The following is a 23,376-nucleotide window of genomic DNA, read 5'->3' as shown; positions in this document are numbered from 1 at the left end:
GCCTTCATGTCCACAAAGATAGGGAATAAAACGAAAGGACTATAGCTTTTTAGAAGTTATTATGTTTTGTGGACGATAAAATCCTTGAAACGTTCCAAGCCTTCTGCCAGTATGGCACGAGGGCAGGCGATGTTCCAACGCATGAAGCCTTCGCCTTCCTTGCCGTACATGGCTCCGGCATTAAGCCAAAGCCGGGCTTCCCGGGTCAGGCGGTGTTCCAGTTCGGCAGAAGGCGTGGCCAGTGTGCGGCAGTCCATCCATACCAAATAAGTACCCTCCAGTTTGCAAATCGGAAAGTCTGGAAGGTGTTCCGTGCAGAACTCTTCCATGTACCTGTAATTCCCCTGCAGGTATGCCAACAGTTGGTCGAGCCAGTCCGCCCCCTTGCGGTATGCGGCTATGGTGGCGATTACTCCGAAAGGATTCACGTCGCACACCTCGTTGATGTTGATGGCTTTGTCGATTCGGCGGCGTATTTCTTCGTCCGGAGCCACGATGTTGGCGATTTGCAGTCCTGCGATGTTGAATGCTTTGCTGGGGGATATGCAGGTGACGGCATGTCCCGTGAATGTTTCCGGCAAGGAGGCAAAAGGGGTATAGGCATGTCCCGGGTAGGTCAGTTCGCAATGTATTTCGTCGGACACCACCGTCACGTTGTGGCGGAGGCAGATTTCGCCGATTTGCATCAGTTCCTCCCTTGTCCACACCCGTCCGGCAGGGTTATGGGGATTGCAGAGCAGCATCACTTTTACCCGTTCGTCGGAGGCTTTCCGTTCCAAGTCTTCGAAATCGATGCGGTAGGTATGGTTTTCGTAAACGAGCGGGTTGCTTGCCACTTCGCAGCCGTTGTTGCGGATGGAGGAGAAAAAGCAGTTGTAGACGGGCGTCTGCACCAGTACTTTGTCGCCCGGCACGGTCAGGGCCTTGATGATGGCGGACACGGCAGGCACTACGCCGGAGGTATAAATCATCCACTCCTTTTCAATGGCCCATCCGTGCCTGCGTTTGAACCACGCGCAGACGGCTTCGTAATACTCATCGGGCACCCGTGTGTAACCGAAGATGCCGTGTCCCACACGGTCGGCCAAGGCTTCCGTGATGGCGGGAGCCGTGCGGAAATCCATGTCCGCCACCCATAAAGGAAGTACGTCGCTGTCCGTCGCGCTGTCCCATTTGTAGGAATTCGTATGGCGGCGGGGAATTATCTCGTCAAAATCGTATTTCATACGCAGTCGCTGAAACAAGTTTGTTCGTCCCAAAGTTTAAGTTCACAGTTGGCAGGTGCCTTGATGTTTTCGTCGAGGATGATGTCGCCGTAGCTTTCGGCGATGATACATCCGGAAGAGGGATTTTTCACGCCGCTTATCGGTCCGTTGATGGTGGCCCGTACGCTGCTGTACTCGAAAGCGCGGTCGCATTCCGGGCCGAAAGTACAATTCTCAAGCACCAAATCGCGAGCATAGCAGAGCGGTTGTTCTCCCGTGATGTGGCAGTTCACCAGACGCAGGTTGCGCGAGTGCCATCCCAAGTATTCGCCGTTCAGTTCAGAGTCGTACACGGTGACGTTTTCCACTTCCCAGAACGCATCCTTTGTGGTAATCCTGGCATGGTGGATTTCAACGTCTTTCACGTACTGGAAGACGTATTTGCTATCACTTTCCAACCCGTCTATGCGGATGTTGCGGCTGAACATGAACGGGTATCGCCCGTCGTGCAGCTTCAGGTTCTTTATGTCCAACCGGTTGCATCTCCAGAAAACTTCGTCGGCATCGTTGATTTCCACATTCTCGATTTCTATGTCCGTCATTTCGCGGAACATTTTGGGAGCGTCGATGCGTGTGTCGGTCATCTTCAAATGGTCGGAATACCACAGGGCGGAGCGTCCTCCCACGTCGAAGAAACAGTGGTCGATGACGAAACCATGTACGTGCCAAAACGGATAGTTGCCTTCGAAGCGGCAGTTAGTGGCGAGGATGTTGCTACATTCCTTGATGGCCGACTCCCCGGCACGTACGACCACGTGGTCCAGATGCAGGTCGTGTGAGGCGAACAAAGGGCGTTCGCCTCCAAATTCCATGTCTTTTATCAGTTGCATATTGTAATATGGGTTTAAGGGTTTGTCTTTTTGTCTTTCGGAAAAGCATTTTTCCGGCATACGGTTTTCTTGTACAGGCAAAGTTACGGATATGCCTGAAGTTTCAGGGTAGACGGATTACGGATGTTATGACCCGAATTCCGGAAATCCGCATGGCGGCACTTCACAAGCTTGTTTTTTTCAGACTTTCATCCACCGTTTTCCTCTCAGCCGGACTAAGAATATCATGCCTCTGAAGCATAATTCTATGCACATGGCTATCCACACGCCTTTCAGTCCCATGGAGGGGGCGAGTGCGGCAGCCAGTGTGATGCGTACGGCCCAGATGCTGAAGAAGTTCATCAGCGAGGGAACGAGGGTGTTGGCTGCGCCGACGAACACGCCGTAGGCTATGATGGCTGCGGCGAACATGGGTTCGGCGAAGGCTTCGATGCGGAGTACCGCCACGCCCAGTTCCCGTATTTCGTCCACAGGGGTCATGGTGCCGATGATTTGTGGGGCGAAGGCGTACATCACGATGCCCATGAGTCCCATTATGGCCATGCCCGCGAAGACGGTGATGTAGGCAAAACGGCGTGTGAGCTTTCGCCTGCCAGCTCCGAGGCTTTGGCCTACCAAGGTGGTGGCGGCATCCGCTATCCCGTATCCCGGCATGTAGCAGAGGCTTTCGGCCGTGATGGCGAAAGAATTGGCCGCTATGGCCGTGATGCCCAACGGGGCCACGATGACCGTGGTCATGATTTGCGCCCCGCAGATGACGGCATGCTCCAAACCCATCGGCAGGCTGATGCGGACGGCATTCTTCAGTGTGGTCCGCATGGGAAAATGGTGCGTCCCGTGCCATTCCTGGATTTTCAGTCCGGATGACCGGGTGAAGAGGTGCCATGACGTGAGGCATGCCGCCACGCATTCTGCTAACCCCGTACCCAGGGCGGCACCTTCCACGCCCAATCCCGCACCGGGCAGTTGGAGGGACTGTGTTCCGAGGGAAAGTTCCCGTTCCGGAAAGATGAGAAAGAAATTGAATACCACATCAAGCGCGCACATCAGCACGCCTGCCGTGCTGGGGACGCGCATGTTGCCGCTGCAGCGCAGCATGCCCCCGGCCAGAAAATTCAGTTGGAGGACGGGCAGGAAAAGCGAGAATATCAGGAAATAAAGCGAAGAGCCGGCGTGGATGGCAGCATCACCGCCTAACCACCGGGGCAAGTTTTCGCTGATGGAAACGCCGATGGCTGCCAATGCCACACTGAATGTGAGTACCGCCGTTACGGAATGGCGCAGCACGGAACGGGCATTTCCCCAGTCTCCCGCTCCGATGCGGTGGGCCACTTGCACGGAAAATCCCGTGGAAACAGAGGCGCACAATCCCCAGAAAAGCCACGTGGTGGTGGATACCAACCCGATGGAGGCCGATGCGTCCGCACCGAGGCTGCCCACCATTGCGGCATCAATATATTGCATGATTATGGCCGAGAGTTGGGTCACGATGGCAGGCACGCTCAAGGCTGCTGTCAGGCGCAACTGCTCACCCAAGGTCATGGGGCGGCCTTCGCGGATGAGGGCGAGCAAGCCGTCTGTATCCTTTGCCTTGTTTTCCATGTGTGGTCATTGGATTTTCCGGATGGGCTTTGCCGGTACCCCGCCCACGATAGTCCGGTGAGGCACGTCCTTGGTCACGACCGAACCGGCAGCAATGATGGCTCCTTCTCCCACGGTCACGCCTTGAAGGATGGTGGAGTGGGAACCTACCCATACGTTTCGTCCCAACACGATGGGGGCGGGGTGCATGACAGCGCGGTTTCCGGGATTGAAGTCATGGTTGAGCGTGGCAAACACCACGTCGTGCCCGATCAGGCAACCGTCGCCCAACGTGACACCTCCGTGGTCTTGGAAATGGCAACAGGCGTTGATGAACACGTGTTTGCCAATGGTGATGTTTTTCCCGAAATCCGTATAGAATGGCGGGAACGCCTTGAATGTTTCGTCCACGGGGCGGCCGATCAGGCGCGAAAACAGTTCACGCAATTCCGTTTGGCTATGGTAAGCGTTGTTGATTTCGCAAGTGATGTGCCGGGCCTCGTCGCTCATCTCGTCCATGAAACGGTAGATGTCGGGCGTGTCGAGGGGAAGGCGTGCATCCGCATGCTTTAAAAATTCATCCAATGTCATGCTGTTGTGTTTTGTTACTTCCTTTTTTGATGTGGCAAAGTTCGGGAGAATTTCAGGCTTGTGAGGTAGACAAATTACGGTTGTTACGCCCCTTATTACGGATTTTTATTGGAAAAATGCGGCACTTTGCATGGAATTGGTACGGAATCGCTATATTTGCCTGAACCTTTTTATAAACAACAGAACCCGATATGGAAGAATTTATCAAACTTGACACCGTGGACTGCTACAATAAACTTTATGGGGTAGAGACCCTGCACCCGTTGGTTTCGGTGGTCGACGCTTCAGAAGTCCAACGTGACCTTCCGGACAATGTCACGTTCAACTATGGGCTTTATGCGCTTTTTTTGAAACAGACAAAGTGTGGCGACCTGCGTTACGGCAAGCAGACGTATGATTACCAAGAAGGGACGGTGACGAGTTTTGCTCCGGGGCAGGTGGTGGAAGTCCGGAGGGATACGAGTGTCCGCCCTCAATGGCAGGGCTTGGTGTTCCATCCAGATTTGATACGTGGCACTTCGTTGGGACAGGACATCAAACAGTATTCCTTCTTTTCGTATGCTTCGAATGAAGCCCTCCATCTTTCCGAGGACGAAAAAGGCATTTACCGGGATTGCCTGTCGAAAATCAAGAGGGAGATTTCGCGTCCGGTGGACAAGCACAGCCGTCGGCTGATAGTCCGTAACATAGAGTTGCTTTTGGATTATTGCCTGCGTTTTTATGAACGGCAGTTTATCACGCGGAGCAAGGTGAACAAGGGGATTCTGTCCAGGTTCGAGGATTTGTTGGATGATTATTTCCAAAGCAACCTACCACAGACAAAGGGACTGCCCACGGTGAAGTATTTTGCCGACCGTGTAAACTTGTCGCCCAATTACTTTGGCGATTTGGTCAAAAAGGAGACAGGGCGTACGGCGCAGGAGTATATCCAAGGCAAGCTCATCGAGGTGGCCAAACAGGAGATTCTCGGTTCAGACCGCAGCGTGAGCGAGATTGCCTACCGTCTCGGCTTCCAATATCCGCAGCATTTCACCCGGATTTTCAAGAAGAGTGTCGGATGTACGCCGACCGGATACAGGGATTTGCCGGTTTTATAAGAGTAGGGGGACTGGCAAGTCGGGCGAGGCCGAAAATTTCGTATGTATCGGGTAATGGCAAAGACAGGAGTGAAGAGGGATAATAAGACATTGAACATAAAGACCGTGTGCGAATGTTGTCATTGTTTGGGCAGTAAGACGTTACATCCGCAGGTGAGCCTTATCAATCTGGAAAAGCCGGAATTGGAAGAGGATGCCGTGAAGTTTGAATTCTATGCCATCTTGTTGATAGAGGATTGTCCGGACGGTTGTTGCTGTTGCGGCCGGAAGTATTATGATTATTCCGTGGCCACGATGGTATTCCTTACGCCGGGCGAAATCTTCCGTATGGGCAAGGAGGACACGTTGCCTCCCAAGGGTTGGCTTTTGGCATTCCATCCCGACTTGCTGTTCCGCACTTCGCTCAAGAGCCACATCAAGAATTATACTTTCTTTTCTTATCGCAAGGAAGAGGCGTTGCACCTCTCCCGGCGGGAGACTTCCACGGTGGTTTGCCTGTTGGAGCACATAGAAGAAGAACTGCACCATCCGATAGATGTGCATACCGGTACCATCCTTTCGCGCCACATCGAACTTTTGTTGGATTATTGTACGCGGTTCTACGAACGTCAATTCATTACCCGTGAAAATAAAAACAAGCTATTGCTAGCCCGTCTGGACCGCATGTTCGATGAATATCTTGATTCCGGACGGTTGTCGGCAGGAGGTTTGCCCGTCTTGGCGCAGTGTGCCGCTGTGCTGAATCTGTCTGCGGCTTATTTTTCCGACTTGTTGAAGTTTGAGACCGGTAAGGGTTTGGAGGAATATTTTGAGTTCAGGAGACTGGATACGGCCCGGCGTTTGTTGTCGGAAGGCATGCATACACCGGCCGAAGTGGCTCGTTTGTTGGGGTATCCGAACGTACAATGCTTCAGCCTGATATTTAAAAAGGTGGTAGGGGTGCCGCCGGGTGAGTTCCGTTATTCACGGAATTAAAACCCTCTGCACCCGTGGAGTGGATGCAGAGGTCTTGAGGTTATAACGGCATGTTGCCGTGTTTTTTGGGCGGATTGCTTTGGTTCTTGTTCCGGGTCATCTCCAAGGCGCGGATGAGTTTCCGGCGTGTGTCGCGCGGCATGATGATTTCGTCCACCAGTCCGCGCTCGGCTGCGCGGTAAGGATTGGAGAACTCTTCTTCGTATGCTTCCACCGCCGTCTTTTTCTCCTCCTCCGATGCTTTACGGTAGAGGATGTTGATGGCACCGGATGCCCCCATGACTGCAATTTCGGCTTGCGGCCAGGCAAAGTTCACATCGGCACCGATCATCTTGCTGGCCATGACGATATAGGCTCCGCCGTAGGCTTTACGTGTAATCAGCGTGATTTTGGGAACGGTGGCCTCGGCGTAGGCATACACGATTTTGGCTCCGTGGCGGATGATGCCGTCATGTTCTTGTGCCGTGCCAGGCAAGAAGCCCGGCACGTCTTCGAACGTCACCAAGGGGATGTTGAAGCAGTCGCAGAAACGGATGAAGCGGGCGGCTTTGTCCGAAGCGTCGATGTCGAGCACGCCGGCCAGGAATGCCGGTTGGTTGGCGATGATGCCGACGGTTTGTCCTCCGAGGCGGGCGAAACCGATGATGATGTTCTTGGCAAAATGCGGCATCACTTCAAAGAAATATTGGTTGTCCACGACGGGTTCGATAACGTCTTTGATGTCGTATGGTTGGTTAGGATCTTCCGGAATCACCGTCTGCAAACTTTCCACACGGCGGTTCGCGTCGTCGCTGCAAGGCACGATCGGCGCGTCCTCCATGTTGTTGGACGGCAGGAAGCTGAGCAGTTCGCGGAGTTGCATCAGTGTTTCTTCTTCCGTCGGGTAGACAAAGTGGGCCACACCGCTCTTGCTGCTGTGCGTGTAAGCTCCTCCCAACTCTTCCTTGTCCACCACTTCATTGGTCACGGCCTTCACCACATCCGGTCCGGTGATGAACATGTGGCTGTTTTCGTTGACCATGAAAATAAAGTCGGTGAGGGCGGGAGAGTAGCAGGCACCTCCGGCACACGGGCCGAGGATGGCCGTGAGTTGGGGAATCACGCCGGAGGCCATTGTATTCTGGTAGAATATGGAAGCGTATCCCGCCAGGCTGGTGATGCCTTCCTGTATGCGGGCGCCTCCCGAATCGTTCAGCCCGATGATGGGTGCGCCGCTCTTCAAGGCCAAAGTCTGTACTTTTACGATTTTGGCCGCGTTGGTCTCGCTCAACGAACCGCCGTGTACGGTGAAGTCGTAAGCATAGACGAACACTTGCCGTCCGTCTATCTTGCCGTGACCGCACACCACGCCGTCTCCCGGAATCTGTTTCTTCTCCATTCCGAAGCGGGTGCAACGGTGGTTCACGAATTTGTCTATTTCGCAGAACGTATCCTTGTCGAGCAACATGCCGATGCGTTCGCGTGCCGTCATGCGGCCCGAGGCGTGTTGCTTTTCTATCTTGTCCGGTCCGCCACCCTGCGAAGCCCGTTTGTCCAATTCCTCAAACCGGGCATATAGTTCTTCTCTTTTCATGCTTCTTGTATGAGTTCTAATTCTATCAACGTTTGATTGTCTTGTACGGCCTCTCCCTCTGTCACGAGAATGTTTTTCACCCTGCAGTCCGAACTGACCTTATAATTGCTTTGCATCTTCATGGCTTCGAGTACGATGGCGATGTCACCTGCCTTCAACTCGTCTCCCGGCTGTACGGGGATGCTGACCACCTTGCCCGGCATGGGTGCCACGATTTTATCCGACTGGCGTTCGTCCGCATGCTTTTTCATGCGGAGGTACTTGGCCTGCGTGTCCACCACGTCCACGTGGTAGGAGCGGTAGAACATGTTCACGTCGTAGCTCTTTCCGCCTTCTCCGCGAATAAGTTCCGCATTGTAGGAATTGCCGTCGTGCAGGATGGAGCAACTACCGTTCTCGGCCATGACGATGTCCACTACACACGGTTTGCCGTCGATGGTGAGTTCCACGCGGTTTCCCTCTTTGTTTACCAATGTCACGTCCGCGACACGGTCTCCTATGTGCATTTCCATAAAATATCCCTTTCCTTATTATATACGTAATACTCCCTTTTGCAGGCCGAACTCGCGCCAACGGCTGATGGGGCGGGAGTCTGTCGTGCGCACGGGGCTGTTCTCTTCCAGGTTGAAGAGGTAGTCCACGTAGGCAGCAATCATGGCCATGTTTTCTATCTCTTCGTTCTCTCCGTTGCTGCGTTGCAGCGAACGGGAATATTTTGACAGGAATGAAGTGTCGTATTCACCTTTCACAAAAGCCGGGGCGTACATGATGCGGCGCAGGTAGCTGATGTTGGTTTTCAGTCCCGTGATTTTGAATTCATACAACACACGCCGCATACGTTCGATGGCAAACTGGCGGCTCGTGGCCCATACGATGAGCTTGCCGATCATCGGGTCGTAGTAGAGGGGGATTTCGTAACCTTCGTACACGTAGCTGTCGATACGCACGCCGATGCCGTTCGGCTCCGTGAGTTGGCGGATGATGCCGGGGCAGGGGATAAACCCGTTTTCCGTGTCTTCGGCACAGATGCGGCACTCGATGGCGTGTCCGCGTTGGGAGAGGTCCTCTTGTTTGAAGCGCAGAGGCTCACCGTCGGCCACGCGGAGCTGTTCTTTGACAAGGTCTACGCCCACCACTTCTTCCGTGATGGGGTGTTCCACTTGCAGGCGGGTGTTCATTTCCAAGAAATAGAAGTGGCGGTATTTGTCCACCAGAAATTCTATGGTACCGGCACCACGGTAGTTCACCGCCCGGGCGGCGGCAACGGCTTTCTCGCCCATCTCCCGGCGGAGTTCCGGCGTGAGGAAAGGCGAAGGGCTTTCTTCCACGATTTTCTGGTTGCGGCGTTGCACGGAGCACTCCCGGTCGAAGAGATGCACCACGTTGCCATGGGCATCCCCAAGTATTTGGAACTCGATATGGTGCGGCTCTTCCACGAATTTCTCCAGATATACCGTGTCATCCCCGAAGGAAGACATGGATTCCGAACGGGCCGAGTCGTAAGCCTCTTTCACTTCGTCTTCGCTATGGATGAGGCGCATGCCTTTTCCGCCGCCACCCATGGAGGCTTTCAGCATGACGGGAAAACCGATTTCCTTGCAGATGCGTACGGCTTCATCGGCGTCTTTCAGCGGTTCGGCAGTGCCTGGCACCACCGGTACCCCTGCCGCCATCATGCGTTGGCGGGCTGCAATCTTGTCTCCCATGGCTTCCATCGTGTCGGCTGTCGGGCCGATGAAGATGATGCCTGCGGCCTCGCAACGGCGTACAAATTCCGCATTTTCGGACAGAAAGCCGTAACCGGGATGGACGGCGTCGGCTTTGCATTTTGCGGCCACTTCGATGATACGGTCGATGTTCAGGTAACTTTCGTGCGACTCGGCCGCGCCGATGCAGTAAGCTTCGTCGGCATACATCACGTGCCTTGACGTACGGTCGGCCTCAGAAAATACGGCCACGGTACGCAGACCCATTTCGCGGCACGAGCGCATGACCCGCACAGCGATTTCGCCACGATTGGCGATCAAAACTTTTTTAATCATCTTTGTTTCATTTATCCTACATGTTCTCCTAACCCACGAGCAAGAACAGTTTTTTAACGAACGGCAGGTCTTCTGACTCGCCCCCTTCCTGAAACCTTCCCGGCCTTGAGAAACAAACGGCCAGTGGTGATGGTGCTTTTTCAGAAAGTTCACGGAGCATCACAGCAGCGGGACTGTCCGGGATTTGCACCCGATTCCCTTTTAATCCGTGCGCAAGGACTTGCACACAGAACCGATTCTTGTGCAAAGGTACGTCTTTTTTCCGTTACAGCCTAATGGTTTCAAAAGAAATTAATTTTCCGTAGGGCGGAAGATGTCGGGTGGGCTTGTAGGGAATGTCTTTTTGTTACTGTATGGGAGGATTTCAGTCCCAAAAGACAGCGTTTTCGTTTTATCTGACAGGCCAAAAACGGCTGAACCGTAGCATATAGAGCCTCTTCTTGCATATTTATACGGTATATGCGTTGTTGTTTTGCATATCTCCCGCATATATGCAATTCAATCTCAAGAGAATGGAAAACCATTCGGCTGAAAGCGGAAAATCATTCTCCGCATGTCGGCTCGTGTTTCTCTTTCAAACGCCGTAAAAATGTCTTTTTTCCGGCAAATTTCCGGCTTGCAAACCGTGTGCCGGCTTTATTGGGTTGCTTTTTCCGTTCCAAAATCCGGTGGCATCATGCAAGCCGGATGTGTCTTTAGGCTTACGCACCGAGCCGCTTCATGCGGAAGGAAAGGCATGGACGGGTGACAGAGGATAAATATTCTTGCGTAAGGGTTGTCATTTTGTTATTCCTGAAGGGCTGTATGGTTGCGTTATTCTTGTCGCAGCCTTTGCCTGTGTGCGAATACGCAATTCTTGGGGGTGTGGAAATGACATGGTGTCAGAATGTCAATGGCATGCCGGGTTTTGGATTTAATATTTTTTAAGTATAATATAATGTATTCCGATTGGTATTTTATGAGGTTCGTTCGTATATATATTATATTCACGTAAAGTTGGTAGTATGAATAAGATATTATGTGGCGCGTTGGGAGCCTTCTTCGTTTCTTTTCCCATGCAAGCGAAAATACTCGTGTATCCGAAGATAGAAGACCAGGCCGTTGTGGACGACAACCGTTACAAGGTGTACGTCAGGGAGGCCGGGACGGAAAATGCCTGGCGGGAGTTACAGGTTTTTTCAGTGGAGGTGGACATGGACACGCAGAGCCGGGCTGCCATGGCGCAGTTCGACGCAGACGAGCCGGTGGAGGTGAAGGTCGTGGCGCATGGTTTACCGGTGGATGACGTGAAGATACGTCCTCTTTCGCGAGGTATATCATATAATAAGGTGGACGGGCACGCCTTGACGTTCCGCCTGGAGCGTCCGGCCAAGTTGAGTGTGGAGTTCGGGGGCGACCGTATGGGTAATCTCCATTTGTTTGCCAATGCTGTGGAGACGGAGACGTATGACGGAACAGGGGGCGAAGGCGTCGTGGTCTGGGATGGAGGTTCGAAAGACATTTTCCGGAAAGATTGCCGTCTGATTTATTTCGGTCCCGGCGTGCATAAGCCCAAGGACCTGCCCAACGATGAGATAGACGTACCGAGCAACTGCACGGTTTACCTGGCGCCGGGGGCCTTGGTGAAAGCCAAGCTCAGGGTGGACAGGGCAAAGAATGTGCGGATTGTGGGACGAGGGATGCTGTTCCAGCCTTTGCGCGGCGTGGAAATCACCCGTTCGCGCAACGTGCACGTAGAAGGCATTACGGTGGTCAACCCCCGGCATTACACCATAATGGGCGGAGAAAGCCGGAAGGTGACGGTCAGGAATGTGAAGAGCTTTTCATCCCGGGGGTGGAGCGACGGGATTGACTTGATGTGTTGCCATGACTGGTTGGTGGACGATGTGTTTCTTCGTACGAGCGACGACTGCCTGGCATTTTATAATCACCGGTGGTGGTTTTGGGGAGGGACAAGCAACCTGACGGTGCAGAATTCCATTTTGTGGGCCGATGTGGCGCATGCCATTAACGTGGGAGGCCATGGTGACGACCGTTCCCCGAAGGGGGAGACGCTTCGCAGCGTAAGGTTCCGCAACATAGACGTGCTGAACGTGGATGAGGATGACGACAACTATCGTGGAGTGATGGCCGTATGCGTGGGCGACAAGAACCGGGTGGAGGACGTGTCGTTCGAGGACATCCGGGTGGAAGACTGCGAAGAGGCGCGGCTGATAGATATCCGGGTTCTTTTCAATGAGAAATATAACCGTGAGCCTGGCGGTCCGATTCGCAACCTTGTCTTCCGTAATATCCGCTACCAAGGTGAAAGGGGAAAAATGTATCCTATGCGGATAAAAGGATATGACGCAGGCAACGACGTGTGCGGCGTGCTGTTGGAGAATGTCACGGTAGACGGAAAGAAACTGACGGGCACGGAAGGGATAGAGATGAACGGGTTTGTTTCCGATGTGGAAGTAAGGTAGGGAGCTTGTCTTTCGTTTTGTTCATGAAAGCGTGGATAGGTTTCTTTTTTGTCACAAGAAGTGTCTTTTTCTACGTAAATAGCGAAATAAATTGCAAGTATTCGCATTTATTTGTACCTTTGCCCACTAATAAGGTTTGAAGAAAACGATTGTCATGGAGCAGTTGAAACACGAATGCGGGATCGCTATGATACGCTTGCTGAAGCCCTTGGAGTATTACCAGGAAAAGTATGGTACTTGGATGTATGGCTTGAACAAGCTTTACCTTTTAATGGAGAAACAGCATAACCGCGGACAAGAAGGAGCCGGGTTGGCTTGCGTGAAGATGGAGGCGAATCCCGGAGAAGAGTATATGTTCCGTGAACGGGCGCTGGGTACGGGTGCCATTACCGAGATTTTTTCCTCCGTGCAGTCCCGGTTCAGGGATTTGGGCGCGGAACAGCTTGCAGACGCCACGTATGCCAAACGGCAGCTTCCCTTTGCCGGTGAAATTTATATGGGCCACCTTCGGTATTCAACGACCGGAAAGAGTGGCCTTTCTTTTGTCCACCCGTTTCTGAGGCGCAACAACTGGCGGGCGAAAAACCTTGCGCTGTGTGGCAATTTCAACCTGACGAATGTGGATGAGGTATTTGCCGGCATTACGGCCAAAGGACAGCATCCCCGGATTTATTCCGACACTTATATCATGTTGGAGCAAGTGGGGCACAGGCTCGACCGCGAAAGCGAACGCCTTTATGCCGAAGCCATAGGGCATGGATTGTCCGGCATGGATATCACGCATTATATCGAGGAACGCATCGACGTGAACAACGTGTTGCGCACGGCAGCTCCCTTGTGGGATGGCGGTTATGTGGTGTGCGGGGCGACGGGCAGCGGCGAGATGTTTGTCCTGCGTGACCCGTGGGGTATCCGGCCGGCCTTTTGGTATAAAGACGATGAGGTTTTGGTCGTGGCTTCCGAGCGTCCTGTCATCCAGACGGTTTTCGCGTTGGAGACGGAGCAGATACACGAACTCATGCCGGGGCAGGCGGTCAGCGTGCATAAGGACGGGGAGATGCGTTTGGAACAAATCTTGCAACCCAAGGAGGTGAAAGCCTGCTCGTTCGAACGAATCTATTTCAGTCGTGGAAGCGACCGCGATATTTACCTGGAGCGTAAGGCTTTGGGCATGCAGTTGCGCGATGCCATCCTGAAAGCCATTGGCGGGGATTTGGAACATACGGTGTTCTCTTTTATTCCGAACACGGCGGAAGTCGCCTTTTATGGCATGTTGGATGCTTTCAAGGCGTATCTGAACCAAACCAAGATTGCCCAGATAGAAGCGTTGGGACATAAGCCCACGCATGAGGAGCTCGAACGCATCCTGAGCCAGTATATCCGTAGCGAGAAAGTGGCTATCAAGGACATCAAACTGCGTACGTTCATTACGGAAGGCAACAGCCGGAACGATTTGGCAGCGCATGTGTATGACATCACTTACGGGAGCGTGAATGCCTACGAGGACAATCTGGTGGTCATCGACGACAGTATCGTGCGCGGGACTACGCTGAAAGAGAGCATCATCCGCATCCTTGACCGCCTGCACCCGAAGAAAATCGTGCTGGTGTCTTCTTCGCCGCAGGTGCGCTATCCCGATTATTACGGTATCGACATGTCCAATATGGATGAGTTCATCGCTTTCCGCGCAGCCGTGGAGCTGTTGAAAGAACGGGGCATGGCGCACGTGGTGGGTGAGGTTTATGAACAATGTAAAATGCAGATGGGGTTGCCTAAAGAAGAAATGGTGAACAGCGTGAAAGCCATCTACGCTCCTTTTGCGGACGAGGACATTTCATGCAAGATGGTGGAGATGTTGCGCCCGGCAGGAGTCACCACGCCCATTGAAATCGTATACCAGACGCTGGAGGGCCTTCACGAGGCCTGTCCGGGGCATTCGGGCGACTGGTATTTCAGCGGCGACTATCCGACACCGGGTGGCGTGAAGTTGGTGAACCGGGCGTTCATCAGTTATTATGAGAATGTGTTTAAGGCAAATAAATAAGATAATAAAGATTGTATTTCTGCAATGAGAAACGTGACACTTATCCTCGACGACGGGAGCCGTTTTCACGGTAAGTCGTTCGGTTATGAAAAACCGGTGGCCGGCGAAGTGGTTTTCAATACGGCCATGATGGGGTATCCGGAGAGTTTGACCGACCCGTCTTATGCCGGGCAGTTGATGACGCTGACCTATCCTTTGGTCGGGAACTACGGCGTGCCGGCTTTTACTATGGAAGAGAATGGCCTGGCCACTTTCATGGAGAGCGACCGGATTTATGCCTCGGCCATTATCGTAAGCGATTATAGTCTGGCCTACAACCATTGGAATGCAAAAGAAAGTCTGGCAGACTGGCTGAAACGGGAACAGGTGCCGGGCATCACGGGAGTGGATACGCGCGAGTTGACGAAGGTGTTGCGCGAACACGGGGTGATGATGGGCAAGATTGTGTTTGACGACGAACCGGATAACATACCCGAGGCCGATTATAACGGTGTGAACTTCGTGGATAAAGTGTCGTGTAAGGATGTCATCCGTTACAATGAAGGAGGCGGACGGAAGAAAGTCGTGTTGGTGGATTGTGGTGTGAAACACAATATTATACGTTGCCTGCTTCGTCGCAGCGTGGAAGTGATACGCGTGCCTTGGAACTATGATTTCAATACGTTGGAGTTTGACGGCCTCTTCTTGGCCAACGGTCCCGGCGACCCGGACACGTGCGAGGCTGCGGTAGCGAACATCCGCAAGTTCCTTGCTTCTCCTTCGGTGCGCCCCTGCATGGGCATCTGTATGGGCAACCAGCTTTTGAGTAAAGCGGCCGGTGCCCGGATTTATAAATTGAAGTACGGGCACCGCAGCCACAATCAGCCGGTGAGGATGGTGGGCACGACCCGTTGTTTCATCACGAGCCAGAACCACGGTTATGCTGTGGATGCGGAAACGCTCGGGGCAGACTGGGAACCCTTGTTCGTCAACATGAACGACGGTTCCAATGAAGGCATACGCCATAAAGTAAATCCTTGGTTCAGTGCGCAGTTCCATCCGGAAGCTTGCAGCGGTCCGGTGGATACGGAGTTCATGTTCGATGATTTTGTAAATTTGCTCAAATAAGAAACAGGTGGTCTATGGAAGATAAAGGAATAAAGAAAGTATTGTTGTTAGGTTCCGGTGCGCTGAAAATCGGCGAGGCCGGTGAGTTTGATTACTCCGGTTCGCAGGCGTTGAAGGCGTTGAAAGAGGAAGGGATAGAGACGGTACTCATCAATCCGAACATCGCCACGGTGCAGACGAGCGAAGGGGTGGCCGACCAGATTTATTTTTTGCCGGTGACTCCGTTTTTTGTGGAGAAAGTCATCCGGAAGGAACGGCCGCAAGGTATCTTGTTGGCGTTTGGAGGACAGACGGCTTTGAATTGCGGTGTGGCCTTATATAAGGAAGGAATCTTGGAGAAATACGGCGTGCAGGTGCTCGGAACTCCGGTACAGGCTATCATCGACACGGAAGACCGTGAATTGTTCGTGAAGAAGCTCGATGAAATCGACGTGAAGACCATCAAGAGCCATGCTTGCGGGAATATCGAAGAAGCCCGCAAGGCGGCTGCCCATCTGGGCTATCCCGTGATTATCCGTGCGGCCTATGCGTTGGGTGGCCTGGGTTCAGGATTCTGCGACAATGAGGACGAACTTAACAAGTTGGCAGAGAAGGCTTTCTCGTTTTCACCTCAAGTGTTGGTGGAGAAGAGTTTGAAGGGATGGAAAGAGATTGAATACGAAGTGGTGCGCGACCGTTATGACAACTGTATCACGGTGTGCAACATGGAAAACTTTGACCCGCTCGGCATTCATACCGGTGAAAGTATCGTGATTGCTCCCTCGCAGACGTTGACCAATTCGGAATACCACAAATTGCGGGCGTTGAGCATCCGCATCATCCGTCACATCGGAATCGTGGGAGAATGTAATGTGCAATATGCTTTCGACCCTGAATCGGAGGATTACCGTGTCATCGAGGTGAATGCACGTCTGAGCCGTTCTTCCGCTTTGGCTTCCAAGGCCACGGGTTATCCGTTGGCTTTCGTGGCTGCCAAATTGGGGTTGGGCTACGGGCTTTTTGAACTGAAAAACTCCGTGACGAAAACGACATCGGCCTTCTTCGAGCCGGCGTTGGATTATGTGGTGTGCAAGATACCGCGCTGGGATTTGGGTAAGTTCCGAGGTGTGGACCGCGAGTTGGGTTCCTCCATGAAGTCTGTAGGCGAGGTGATGGCCATAGGCCGTACTTTCGAGGAAGCTATCCAGAAAGGCTTGCGCATGATAGGCCAGGGGATGCATGGTTTTGTGGAGAACAAGGAACTGCAAATCGACGACATCGATGCCGCCCTGCACGAACCGACCGACAAGCGTATCTTTATCATCTCCAAGGCCATGCAGAAAGGTTATACGATAGACCGGATTCATGAACTGACGAAGATAGACAAGTGGTTCCTGCAAAAACTACAGAACATCAAGGATACGTCCAAGGCTTTGCATGCCTGCAAAAGCATCAATGTGCTAGACAATGACTTGTTGCGCCGGGCGAAGGTGCAAGGCTTTACGGATTTCCAGATAGCCCGTGCCTTGGGTATGGAAGAGGAAATGGACATCGAAGAGGCTTCGCTGATAGTGCGCCGTCGTCGCTTGTCCGCAGGTATCGTACCGGTTGTGAAACAAATAGACACGTTGGCTGCCGAGTATCCGGCGCAGACGAACTATTTGTACATGACTTATAGCGGCATAGCCCATGACATTCATTACGAACACGACAAGCGCAGTATTGTGGTTTTGGGTTCGGGTGCCTATCGTATCGGGTCGTCCGTCGAGTTCGATTGGTGCGGTGTGCAGGCGTTGAACACCATCCGTAAAGAGGGTTTCCGTTCGGTGATGATTAACTACAATCCCGAAACGGTATCTACCGACTACGACATGTGCGACCGCCTTTATTTCGACGAACTTACTTTCGAGCGCGTGTTGGATATTCTGGATTTGGAATGTCCGAAAGGGGTTATCGTTTCTACGGGCGGACAAATCCCGAACAACCTGGCCATCCGTTTGGACCAACAGCGTATTCCTATTCTCGGCACGACGGCCAAGAGCATTGACAATGCGGAAGACCGTGAGAAGTTTTCGGCCATGTTGAACCGTATCGGTGTGGACCAACCGGAATGGAGTGCGCTGACCAGTATGGACGATGTAAACGCATTTATAAGTAAGGTAGGCTTTCCGGTCTTGGTACGTCCTTCGTATGTGCTTTCCGGTGCGGCGATGAACGTATGTTCCAATCAGGATGAGTTAGAGCGATTCTTGAAGTTAGCTGCCAATGTGTCTCATAAACATCCAGTTGTCATCAGTAAGTTCTTGCAGCATGCCAAGGAAGTGGAGATGGATGCCGTGGCACGCGAGGGAGAAATCGTGGCATACGCTATCAGCGAGCACATTGAGTTTGCCGGCGTGCATTCGGGAGATGCCACCATCCAGTTCCCTGCACAGAAATTGTATGTGGAGACGGTGCGTCGCATCAAGAAGATTTCCGGGCAAATAGCCCGCGAGCTGAAAATCAGCGGCCCGTTCAATATCCAGTTCTTGGCCAAGGACAACGACATCAAGGTGATTGAATGCAACCTGCGTGCTTCACGGAGTTTTCCGTTCGTGAGCAAGGTGCTTAAGATAAATATGATAGAACTGGCCACGAAAGTCATGTTGGGATTGCCGGTGGAGAAGCCGAACAAGAGCCTTTTCGATTTCGATTATGTGGGCATCAAGGCCAGCCAGTTCTCGTTCAACCGTTTGCAGAAGGCCGACCCCGTACTTGGAGTCGATATGGCATCGACCGGAGAAGTCGGTTGTTTGGGTGACGACTCGGGAACCGCTTTGCTTACGGCCATGCTTTCGGTAGGGCATCGTATTCCGAAGAAGAACATTCTTTTGTCTACCGGTGGCGCCAAACAGAAAGCCGACATGCTAGAAGCAGCCCGTACTTTAAAAGAGCATGGTTATGAACTTTATGCTACAGGAGGAACTAGCCGTTATCTGACGGAGAACGGTGTGGCGAACCATTTGGTGTATTGGCCGAGTGAGGAGGGAACACCTCAAGCACTTGCCATGCTGCATAACCGGGAGATAGATATGGTGGTCAATATCCCGAAGGATTTGACGGTAAGCGAATTGAGCAACGGTTACAAGATTCGCCGTGCTGCGGTGGATTTGAATATTCCCTTGATTACGAACTCCCGTTTGGCGAGTGCCTTTATCCAGGCTTTCTGCCATATTGATATGGATGATCTGCCCATAAAGAGTTGGTCTGAATATAAGTAAACACTACACAATCATGCCATACCATGAATTTTGAAATTGTTTATGTCTTAATCTGTCTGGCCGCTATGGTCGTAGCACTAATCTACGACCGTATGCGTCCGGGCATGATACTTTTTTCTGTCGTCATCTTGTTTTTCTGTGCGGGAATACTTACCCCTAAGGAAGTGTTGGAGGGTTTCTCGAACAAAGGCATGATTACGGTGGCTCTTTTGTTTCTGGTCAGTGAAGGAATACGTAAGAGTGGGGTGTTGGAACGTTTGATTTTTGCCATGTTACCGCAAAAGAAGTCTACAGTAGCCAATACGAATCTGCGTGTATTGCCGGTCATTGCTTTCATTTCGGCTTTTCTGAACAACACGCCGGTGGTTGTCATCTTTGCGCCTATCATCAAGAACTGGGCAAGACGGATGAAACTGCCGCCTGCAAAATTTCTGATACCTCTTTCGTATGCCACTATACTTGGCGGTATTTGTACGTTGATAGGAACTTCCACGAATTTGGTGGTGGACGGAATGATACAAGACGCGGGTCTTAAGGGATTTTCCATCTTCGAATTGGGGCAAGTCGGGGTGATTATAGCCATTGTGGGCATTATTTATCTGGTTTGTTTTGCCAAGCGTTTATTGCCAGACCGAACCCTGAAAGATGACGATATTGAAGAAAGTAGCGACTCGGGTGACATTGTACGCGTGGAGGCTGTGTTGGGGGCACGTTTCCCCGGAAACGGAAAAACGTTGCGCGAATTTGATTTTCACCGTCATTATGGAGCCACGGTAAAAAGTCTGCATCGTAATGGTGAACGTCTCCAAGGGGATTGGATGAATGTACGCCTGTCAGAAAATGACACGTTGATTCTGGATGCAGACGGCACCTTTATTCCGACGTGGGGAGACAGCCGCGTGTTTTTGATGTTGTCGGTGTTGGATGCGGAACCCGAAATGGGAAAGAAAAAGAAATATCTGGCCATGATTCTGTTGTTGGTGATGATTATCGGGGCAACGGTAGGCGAGCTTCCGGTCGTGGAGCGGGCTCTTCCCGGACTGAAGTTGGATATGTTTTTCTTTGTTTGCGTCACAACGGTGATTATGGCTTGGACGGGAATGTTCAATCCCAAGAAATATACGAAGTTCATTTCATGGGACGTGTTGATTACCATCGCCTGTGCTTTTGCCATCAGTAAGGCTATGAGTAATTCCGGGTTTGCGGCTTTCATTGCCGAATATATAATAGGTATGACCGATGCTCTCGGACCGTATGCTTTGTTGGCTGTGATTTTTGTTATCACGAACCTGTTTACGGAGTTGATAACGAATAACGCCGCCGCCGCCCTGTCTTTTCCTATCGCTTTGGAGGTGGCCAATCATTTGGGAGTGAGTCCGACTCCGTTCTTTGTAGTGATTTGTATGGCTGCGTCAGCCTCGTTCTCTACACCTATCGGTTACCAGACCAATTTGATTGTACAAGGTATCGGAGGCTATAAATTTACCGATTTCGTTAAAATAGGCTTGCCTTTGAACATAATTGTGTTTGTGTTATCTGTATTTTTAATACCTTTGTTCTGGAATTTTTAAAAGAGAAGTAAGCAGTTTATGGGAGAGGCGACAAATATCTATCCGATATACGAAAAAATGATGACCCGTTCGGACAAGGAACAACTTCTTGGACAACGTGGGGTGATGGTCTGGTTCACTGGCTTGTCCGGTTCCGGGAAAAGTACGGTGGCACTCGGTGTAGAACGGGAGTTGCATAAGCGTGGCATCTTGTGCCGCATTTTGGACGGTGATAATATTCGTAGCGGTATCAATAAGAATTTGGGATTCTCGGCTGATGACCGGAAAGAGAATATCCGTCGTATTGCTGAAATCGGAAAATTATTCGTAGATACGGGGGTGGTGACGCTTTCAGCCTTTATCAGTCCTACGAACGAATCCCGTCACATGGCTTCTGAGATTATCGGGGCAGACGATTTTAGGGAAGTCTATGTGTCCACACCGTTGGAAGTTTGCGAACAACGCGACGTAAAGGGTTTGTATGCCCGTGCACGTCGGGGAGAAATCAAGGATTTTACCGGAGTCAGTGCCCCCTTCGAGGTGCCGGAACATCCGGCTCTGACGTTGGATACTTCCGTTCTGACGTTGGAAGAATCGGTTAATAAAGTGTTGGAACTTATATTGAACAATAAATAAATCACAATATTATGTCTGAATATAAATTGAGTCATTTGCAGGAGTTGGAGGCTGAGTCCATTCACATTATCCGTGAGGTGGCGGCTGAGTTTGAGAATCCTGTAATGCTTTACTCCATAGGAAAGGATTCTTCCGTGATGGTTCGTTTGGCTGAAAAGGCTTTTGCCCCGGGCAAGGTTCCTTTCCCTTTGATGCACATCGACTCCAAGTGGAAGTTTAAGGAGATGATACAATTTCGCGATGACTATGCCAAAAAATACGGTTGGAACCTGATTGTGGAATCCAATATGGAAGCGTTCCGGGCAGGGGTAGGCCCCTTTACGCACGGCAGTAAGGTGCATACGGATTTGATGAAGACCAAGGCTTTGTTGGATGCTTTGTCCAAGTATAAGTTTGACGCGGCTTTTGGTGGGGCGCGTCGCGACGAAGAGAAAAGCCGTGCAAAGGAACGTATCTTTTCATTCCGTGACCAGTTCCAACAGTGGGATCCTAAGAATCAACGTCCGGAGTTATGGGACATCTATAACGCCCGTATCCACAAAGGAGAGAGTATTCGGGTGTTCCCGTTGAGCAATTGGACAGAATTGGACATTTGGCAGTACATCCGTTTGGAAAACATTCCTATCGTCCCGCTGTATTATGCCAAGGAACGTCCGGTAGTGAACATCGACGGACAACTGATTATGCCGGACGACGACCGTTTGCCGGAAAAATACCGCGACAAGATTGAGATGAAGAATATTCGTTTCCGTACGTTGGGCTGTTGGCCGCTGACCGGTGCCATCGAAAGTGAAGCCGACACGATAGAGAAGATTGTGGAGGAAATGATGACTACCACCAAGAGTGAGCGTACGACCCGTGTGATAGACTTCGACCAGGAGGCGTCCATGGAACAGAAAAAGCGTGAAGGGTATTTTTAATTCAGGAGGGTATTATATGGCTACATTAAATATAAAGGAGTTTTTAGACCAAGACGAGAAAAAAGATTTGTTGCGCCTGTTGACGGCCGGTTCGGTGGATGACGGAAAATCCACATTGATAGGCCGGCTTTTGTTCGACAGCAAGAAACTGTATGAGGATCAGTTGCAGGCTTTGGAGCGTGACAGCAAACGTGTGGGAAATGCCGGCGACCATATAGATTATGCTTTGTTGCTCGACGGTTTGAAGGCGGAGCGCGAAGAAGGTATCACCATAGACGTGGCCTATCGTTATTTCTCGACGAACCAACGCAAATTTATAATTGCCGATACTCCGGGACACGAACAATACACCCGCAACATGATTACCGGCGGTTCCACAGCTAATTTGGCCGTCATATTGGTGGATGCCCGTACGGGAGTCATCACGCAGACCCGTCGTCATACCTTTCTTGTTTCCTTGTTGGGAATCAAACATATTGCGTTGGCCGTGAACAAGATGGATTTGGTGGATTTCGACGAAAACGTGTTCGACGCCATCGTAGCGGAATATAAGGCTTTGACGGATAAATTAGGTATAGAAGATGTGACTTGTTTTCCCCTTTCCGCTTTGGATGGTGACAATGTGGTAGAAAAGTCCGAGCGTACGCCTTGGTATGAAGGCACTAGCCTGTTGGACTTTTTGGAGACCGTGCCCATTCATACCGACCGCAACATGACGGATTTCCGTTATCCTGTGCAGTACGTGTTGCGCCCTAACCTCGATTTCCGTGGGTTCTGCGGAAAGATAGCTTCCGGTGTGGTACGGGAAGGAGATGAAATCATGGCTCTTCCGTCGCGTAAGAAGTCTCATGTGAAACGTATTGTGACGTACGACGGAGATTTGAAAGAGGCTTTTTGTCCGCAATGCGTGACGTTGACGTTGGAGGATGAGATAGACATTTCACGTGGTGAGATGTTAGTACATCCAGACAACGTGCCGGAAGTAGGGCGCTATTTCGAGACGATGCTCGTATGGATGGACGAAGAACCGATGGACCGTAACAAGCATTTTTATCTGAAGCATAATACGAATACGACTCGTGCCACGGTAGGTGAGATTTGTTATCAGGTAGATGTGAATACGATGGAGCAGCGTCCGGCGGACGGTTTTCATTTGAATGAAATAGGGAAAGTGCATATCACGACGGCAAAACCCATATTTTTTGATGCTTATCAGAAGAACCGTGCAACCGGTTCCTTCATATTGATAGATCCGATTACGAACAACACCAGTGCTGTAGGCATGATTATCGGTCCGGTGGAAGCCAAGGAGAATGACGTTGAGCGTCTTCCGGAGTTGGACTTGCCTAAATTAGGTATTGGTAAAGAGCATTACGAAGCCATAGAGAAAGCGGTCAAAGATTTGGGACGGCAAGGTCTCGCGATAGAAATCATTAAAGAATAACCTTAATTAAAAATCAA

Annotated in this window: 17 protein-coding genes and 1 riboswitch; of the genes, 10 read left to right on the top strand and 7 right to left on the bottom strand. The window is 51.5% G+C overall.

What is annotated here, in order from left to right; genetic code table 11:
* Nucleotides 1-59: 59 nt before the first annotated feature.
* The 4 genes from E0E47_RS04805 to E0E47_RS04790 all read right to left on the bottom strand — a co-directional run bounded on the left by E0E47_RS04805 (nt 60) and on the right by E0E47_RS04790 (nt 4,267).
* Complete coding sequence (locus E0E47_RS04805) at nt 60-1,226, bottom strand: MalY/PatB family protein (protein ID WP_130893046.1); 1,167 nt, start codon at nt 1,224-1,226, stop codon at nt 60-62.
* Nucleotides 1,223-2,095, bottom strand: a complete 873-nt coding sequence (locus E0E47_RS04800; RefSeq protein WP_130893045.1) for a DUF3737 family protein — start codon at nt 2,093-2,095, stop codon at nt 1,223-1,225. The genes E0E47_RS04805 and E0E47_RS04800 overlap by 4 nt, the downstream gene beginning before the upstream one ends.
* Nucleotides 2,096-2,275: 180 nt before the next feature.
* Complete coding sequence (locus E0E47_RS04795; RefSeq protein WP_008629542.1) at nt 2,276-3,697, bottom strand: MATE family efflux transporter; 1,422 nt, start codon at nt 3,695-3,697, stop codon at nt 2,276-2,278.
* A gap of 6 nt (nt 3,698-3,703) precedes the next feature.
* Nucleotides 3,704-4,267, bottom strand: coding sequence for a DapH/DapD/GlmU-related protein (locus tag E0E47_RS04790; protein WP_130893044.1), 564 nt, complete (start codon nt 4,265-4,267; stop codon nt 3,704-3,706).
* Between the two features lie 191 nt (nt 4,268-4,458).
* Between E0E47_RS04790 and E0E47_RS04785 the strand changes: the two genes are divergently transcribed.
* Together E0E47_RS04785 and E0E47_RS04780 are read left to right on the top strand one after the other, a co-directional pair.
* Nucleotides 4,459-5,364 (top strand): helix-turn-helix domain-containing protein, encoded by a 906-nt coding sequence (locus tag E0E47_RS04785; RefSeq protein ID WP_130893043.1) that lies wholly within the window; start codon nt 4,459-4,461, stop codon nt 5,362-5,364.
* A 54-nt stretch (nt 5,365-5,418) separates the two neighbouring features.
* Nucleotides 5,419-6,339 carry a helix-turn-helix domain-containing protein gene (locus E0E47_RS04780; protein ID WP_008629535.1) on the top strand — a complete coding sequence of 307 codons (921 nt, stop codon included), beginning with the start codon at nt 5,419-5,421 and terminating at the stop codon, nt 6,337-6,339.
* Between the two features lie 40 nt (nt 6,340-6,379).
* Here the strand turns inward: E0E47_RS04780 and E0E47_RS04775 are convergent, their stop codons facing one another.
* Genes E0E47_RS04775 through accC form a run of 3 tightly spaced genes read right to left on the bottom strand, consistent with a single transcriptional unit; the run spans nt 6,380 to nt 9,954 of the window.
* Nucleotides 6,380-7,912, bottom strand: coding sequence for an acyl-CoA carboxylase subunit beta (locus tag E0E47_RS04775; protein WP_130893042.1), 1,533 nt, complete (start codon nt 7,910-7,912; stop codon nt 6,380-6,382).
* On the bottom strand, nt 7,909-8,424 hold the full coding sequence (locus tag E0E47_RS04770; RefSeq protein WP_130893041.1) for an acyl-CoA carboxylase biotin carboxyl carrier protein subunit: 516 nt from the start codon (nt 8,422-8,424) through the stop codon (nt 7,909-7,911). The genes E0E47_RS04775 and E0E47_RS04770 overlap by 4 nt, the downstream gene beginning before the upstream one ends.
* Before the next feature lie 18 nt (nt 8,425-8,442).
* On the bottom strand, nt 8,443-9,954 hold the full coding sequence (gene accC / locus E0E47_RS04765) for an acetyl-CoA carboxylase biotin carboxylase subunit (RefSeq protein ID WP_008629527.1): 1,512 nt from the start codon (nt 9,952-9,954) through the stop codon (nt 8,443-8,445).
* Between the two features lie 45 nt (nt 9,955-9,999).
* Nucleotides 10,000-10,206, bottom strand: a riboswitch (cobalamin riboswitch).
* A 752-nt stretch (nt 10,207-10,958) separates the two neighbouring features.
* Here accC and E0E47_RS04755 point away from each other — a divergent pair.
* The 8 genes from E0E47_RS04755 (at nt 10,959) to cysN (ending at nt 23,359) form a co-directional block, all read left to right on the top strand.
* Nucleotides 10,959-12,419 carry a glycosyl hydrolase family 28 protein gene (locus E0E47_RS04755; protein ID WP_130893040.1) on the top strand — a complete coding sequence of 487 codons (1,461 nt, stop codon included), beginning with the start codon at nt 10,959-10,961 and terminating at the stop codon, nt 12,417-12,419.
* A gap of 154 nt (nt 12,420-12,573) precedes the next feature.
* The gene (locus E0E47_RS04750) at nt 12,574-14,463 is read left to right on the top strand and encodes an amidophosphoribosyltransferase (protein WP_130894323.1); all 1,890 of its coding nucleotides are present in this window, start codon (nt 12,574-12,576) and stop codon (nt 14,461-14,463) included.
* 24 nt (nt 14,464-14,487) lie between these two features.
* Nucleotides 14,488-15,570 (top strand): glutamine-hydrolyzing carbamoyl-phosphate synthase small subunit, encoded by a 1,083-nt coding sequence (carA, locus tag E0E47_RS04745; RefSeq protein WP_130893039.1) that lies wholly within the window; start codon nt 14,488-14,490, stop codon nt 15,568-15,570.
* Between the two features lie 14 nt (nt 15,571-15,584).
* The gene (carB, locus tag E0E47_RS04740) at nt 15,585-18,809 is read left to right on the top strand and encodes a carbamoyl-phosphate synthase (glutamine-hydrolyzing) large subunit (protein ID WP_130893038.1); all 3,225 of its coding nucleotides are present in this window, start codon (nt 15,585-15,587) and stop codon (nt 18,807-18,809) included.
* 23 nt (nt 18,810-18,832) lie between these two features.
* Nucleotides 18,833-20,380, top strand: coding sequence for an SLC13 family permease (locus tag E0E47_RS04735; protein ID WP_008629503.1), 1,548 nt, complete (start codon nt 18,833-18,835; stop codon nt 20,378-20,380).
* An 18-nt stretch (nt 20,381-20,398) separates the two neighbouring features.
* Nucleotides 20,399-20,995: an adenylyl-sulfate kinase gene (gene cysC, locus E0E47_RS04730; RefSeq protein ID WP_008629499.1), complete on the top strand. Its 597-nt coding sequence runs from the start codon at nt 20,399-20,401 to the stop codon at nt 20,993-20,995.
* Nucleotides 20,996-21,003: 8 nt separating this feature from the next.
* Entirely contained in the window at nt 21,004-21,915 is a 912-nt protein-coding gene (gene cysD / locus E0E47_RS04725) for a sulfate adenylyltransferase subunit CysD (RefSeq protein WP_172604755.1), read from the top strand.
* A 16-nt stretch (nt 21,916-21,931) separates the two neighbouring features.
* The gene (gene cysN / locus E0E47_RS04720) at nt 21,932-23,359 is read left to right on the top strand and encodes a sulfate adenylyltransferase subunit CysN (RefSeq protein ID WP_130893037.1); all 1,428 of its coding nucleotides are present in this window, start codon (nt 21,932-21,934) and stop codon (nt 23,357-23,359) included.
* The last annotated feature ends 17 nt before the right edge of the window (nt 23,360-23,376 follow it).

This window comes from Paraprevotella xylaniphila YIT 11841, assembly GCF_900683745.1.
GTDB lineage: Bacteria > Bacteroidota > Bacteroidia > Bacteroidales > Bacteroidaceae > Paraprevotella > Paraprevotella xylaniphila.
Note: the sequence above shows the minus strand (reverse complement) of the source record. Positions and strands in the feature narration are given on the sequence as shown.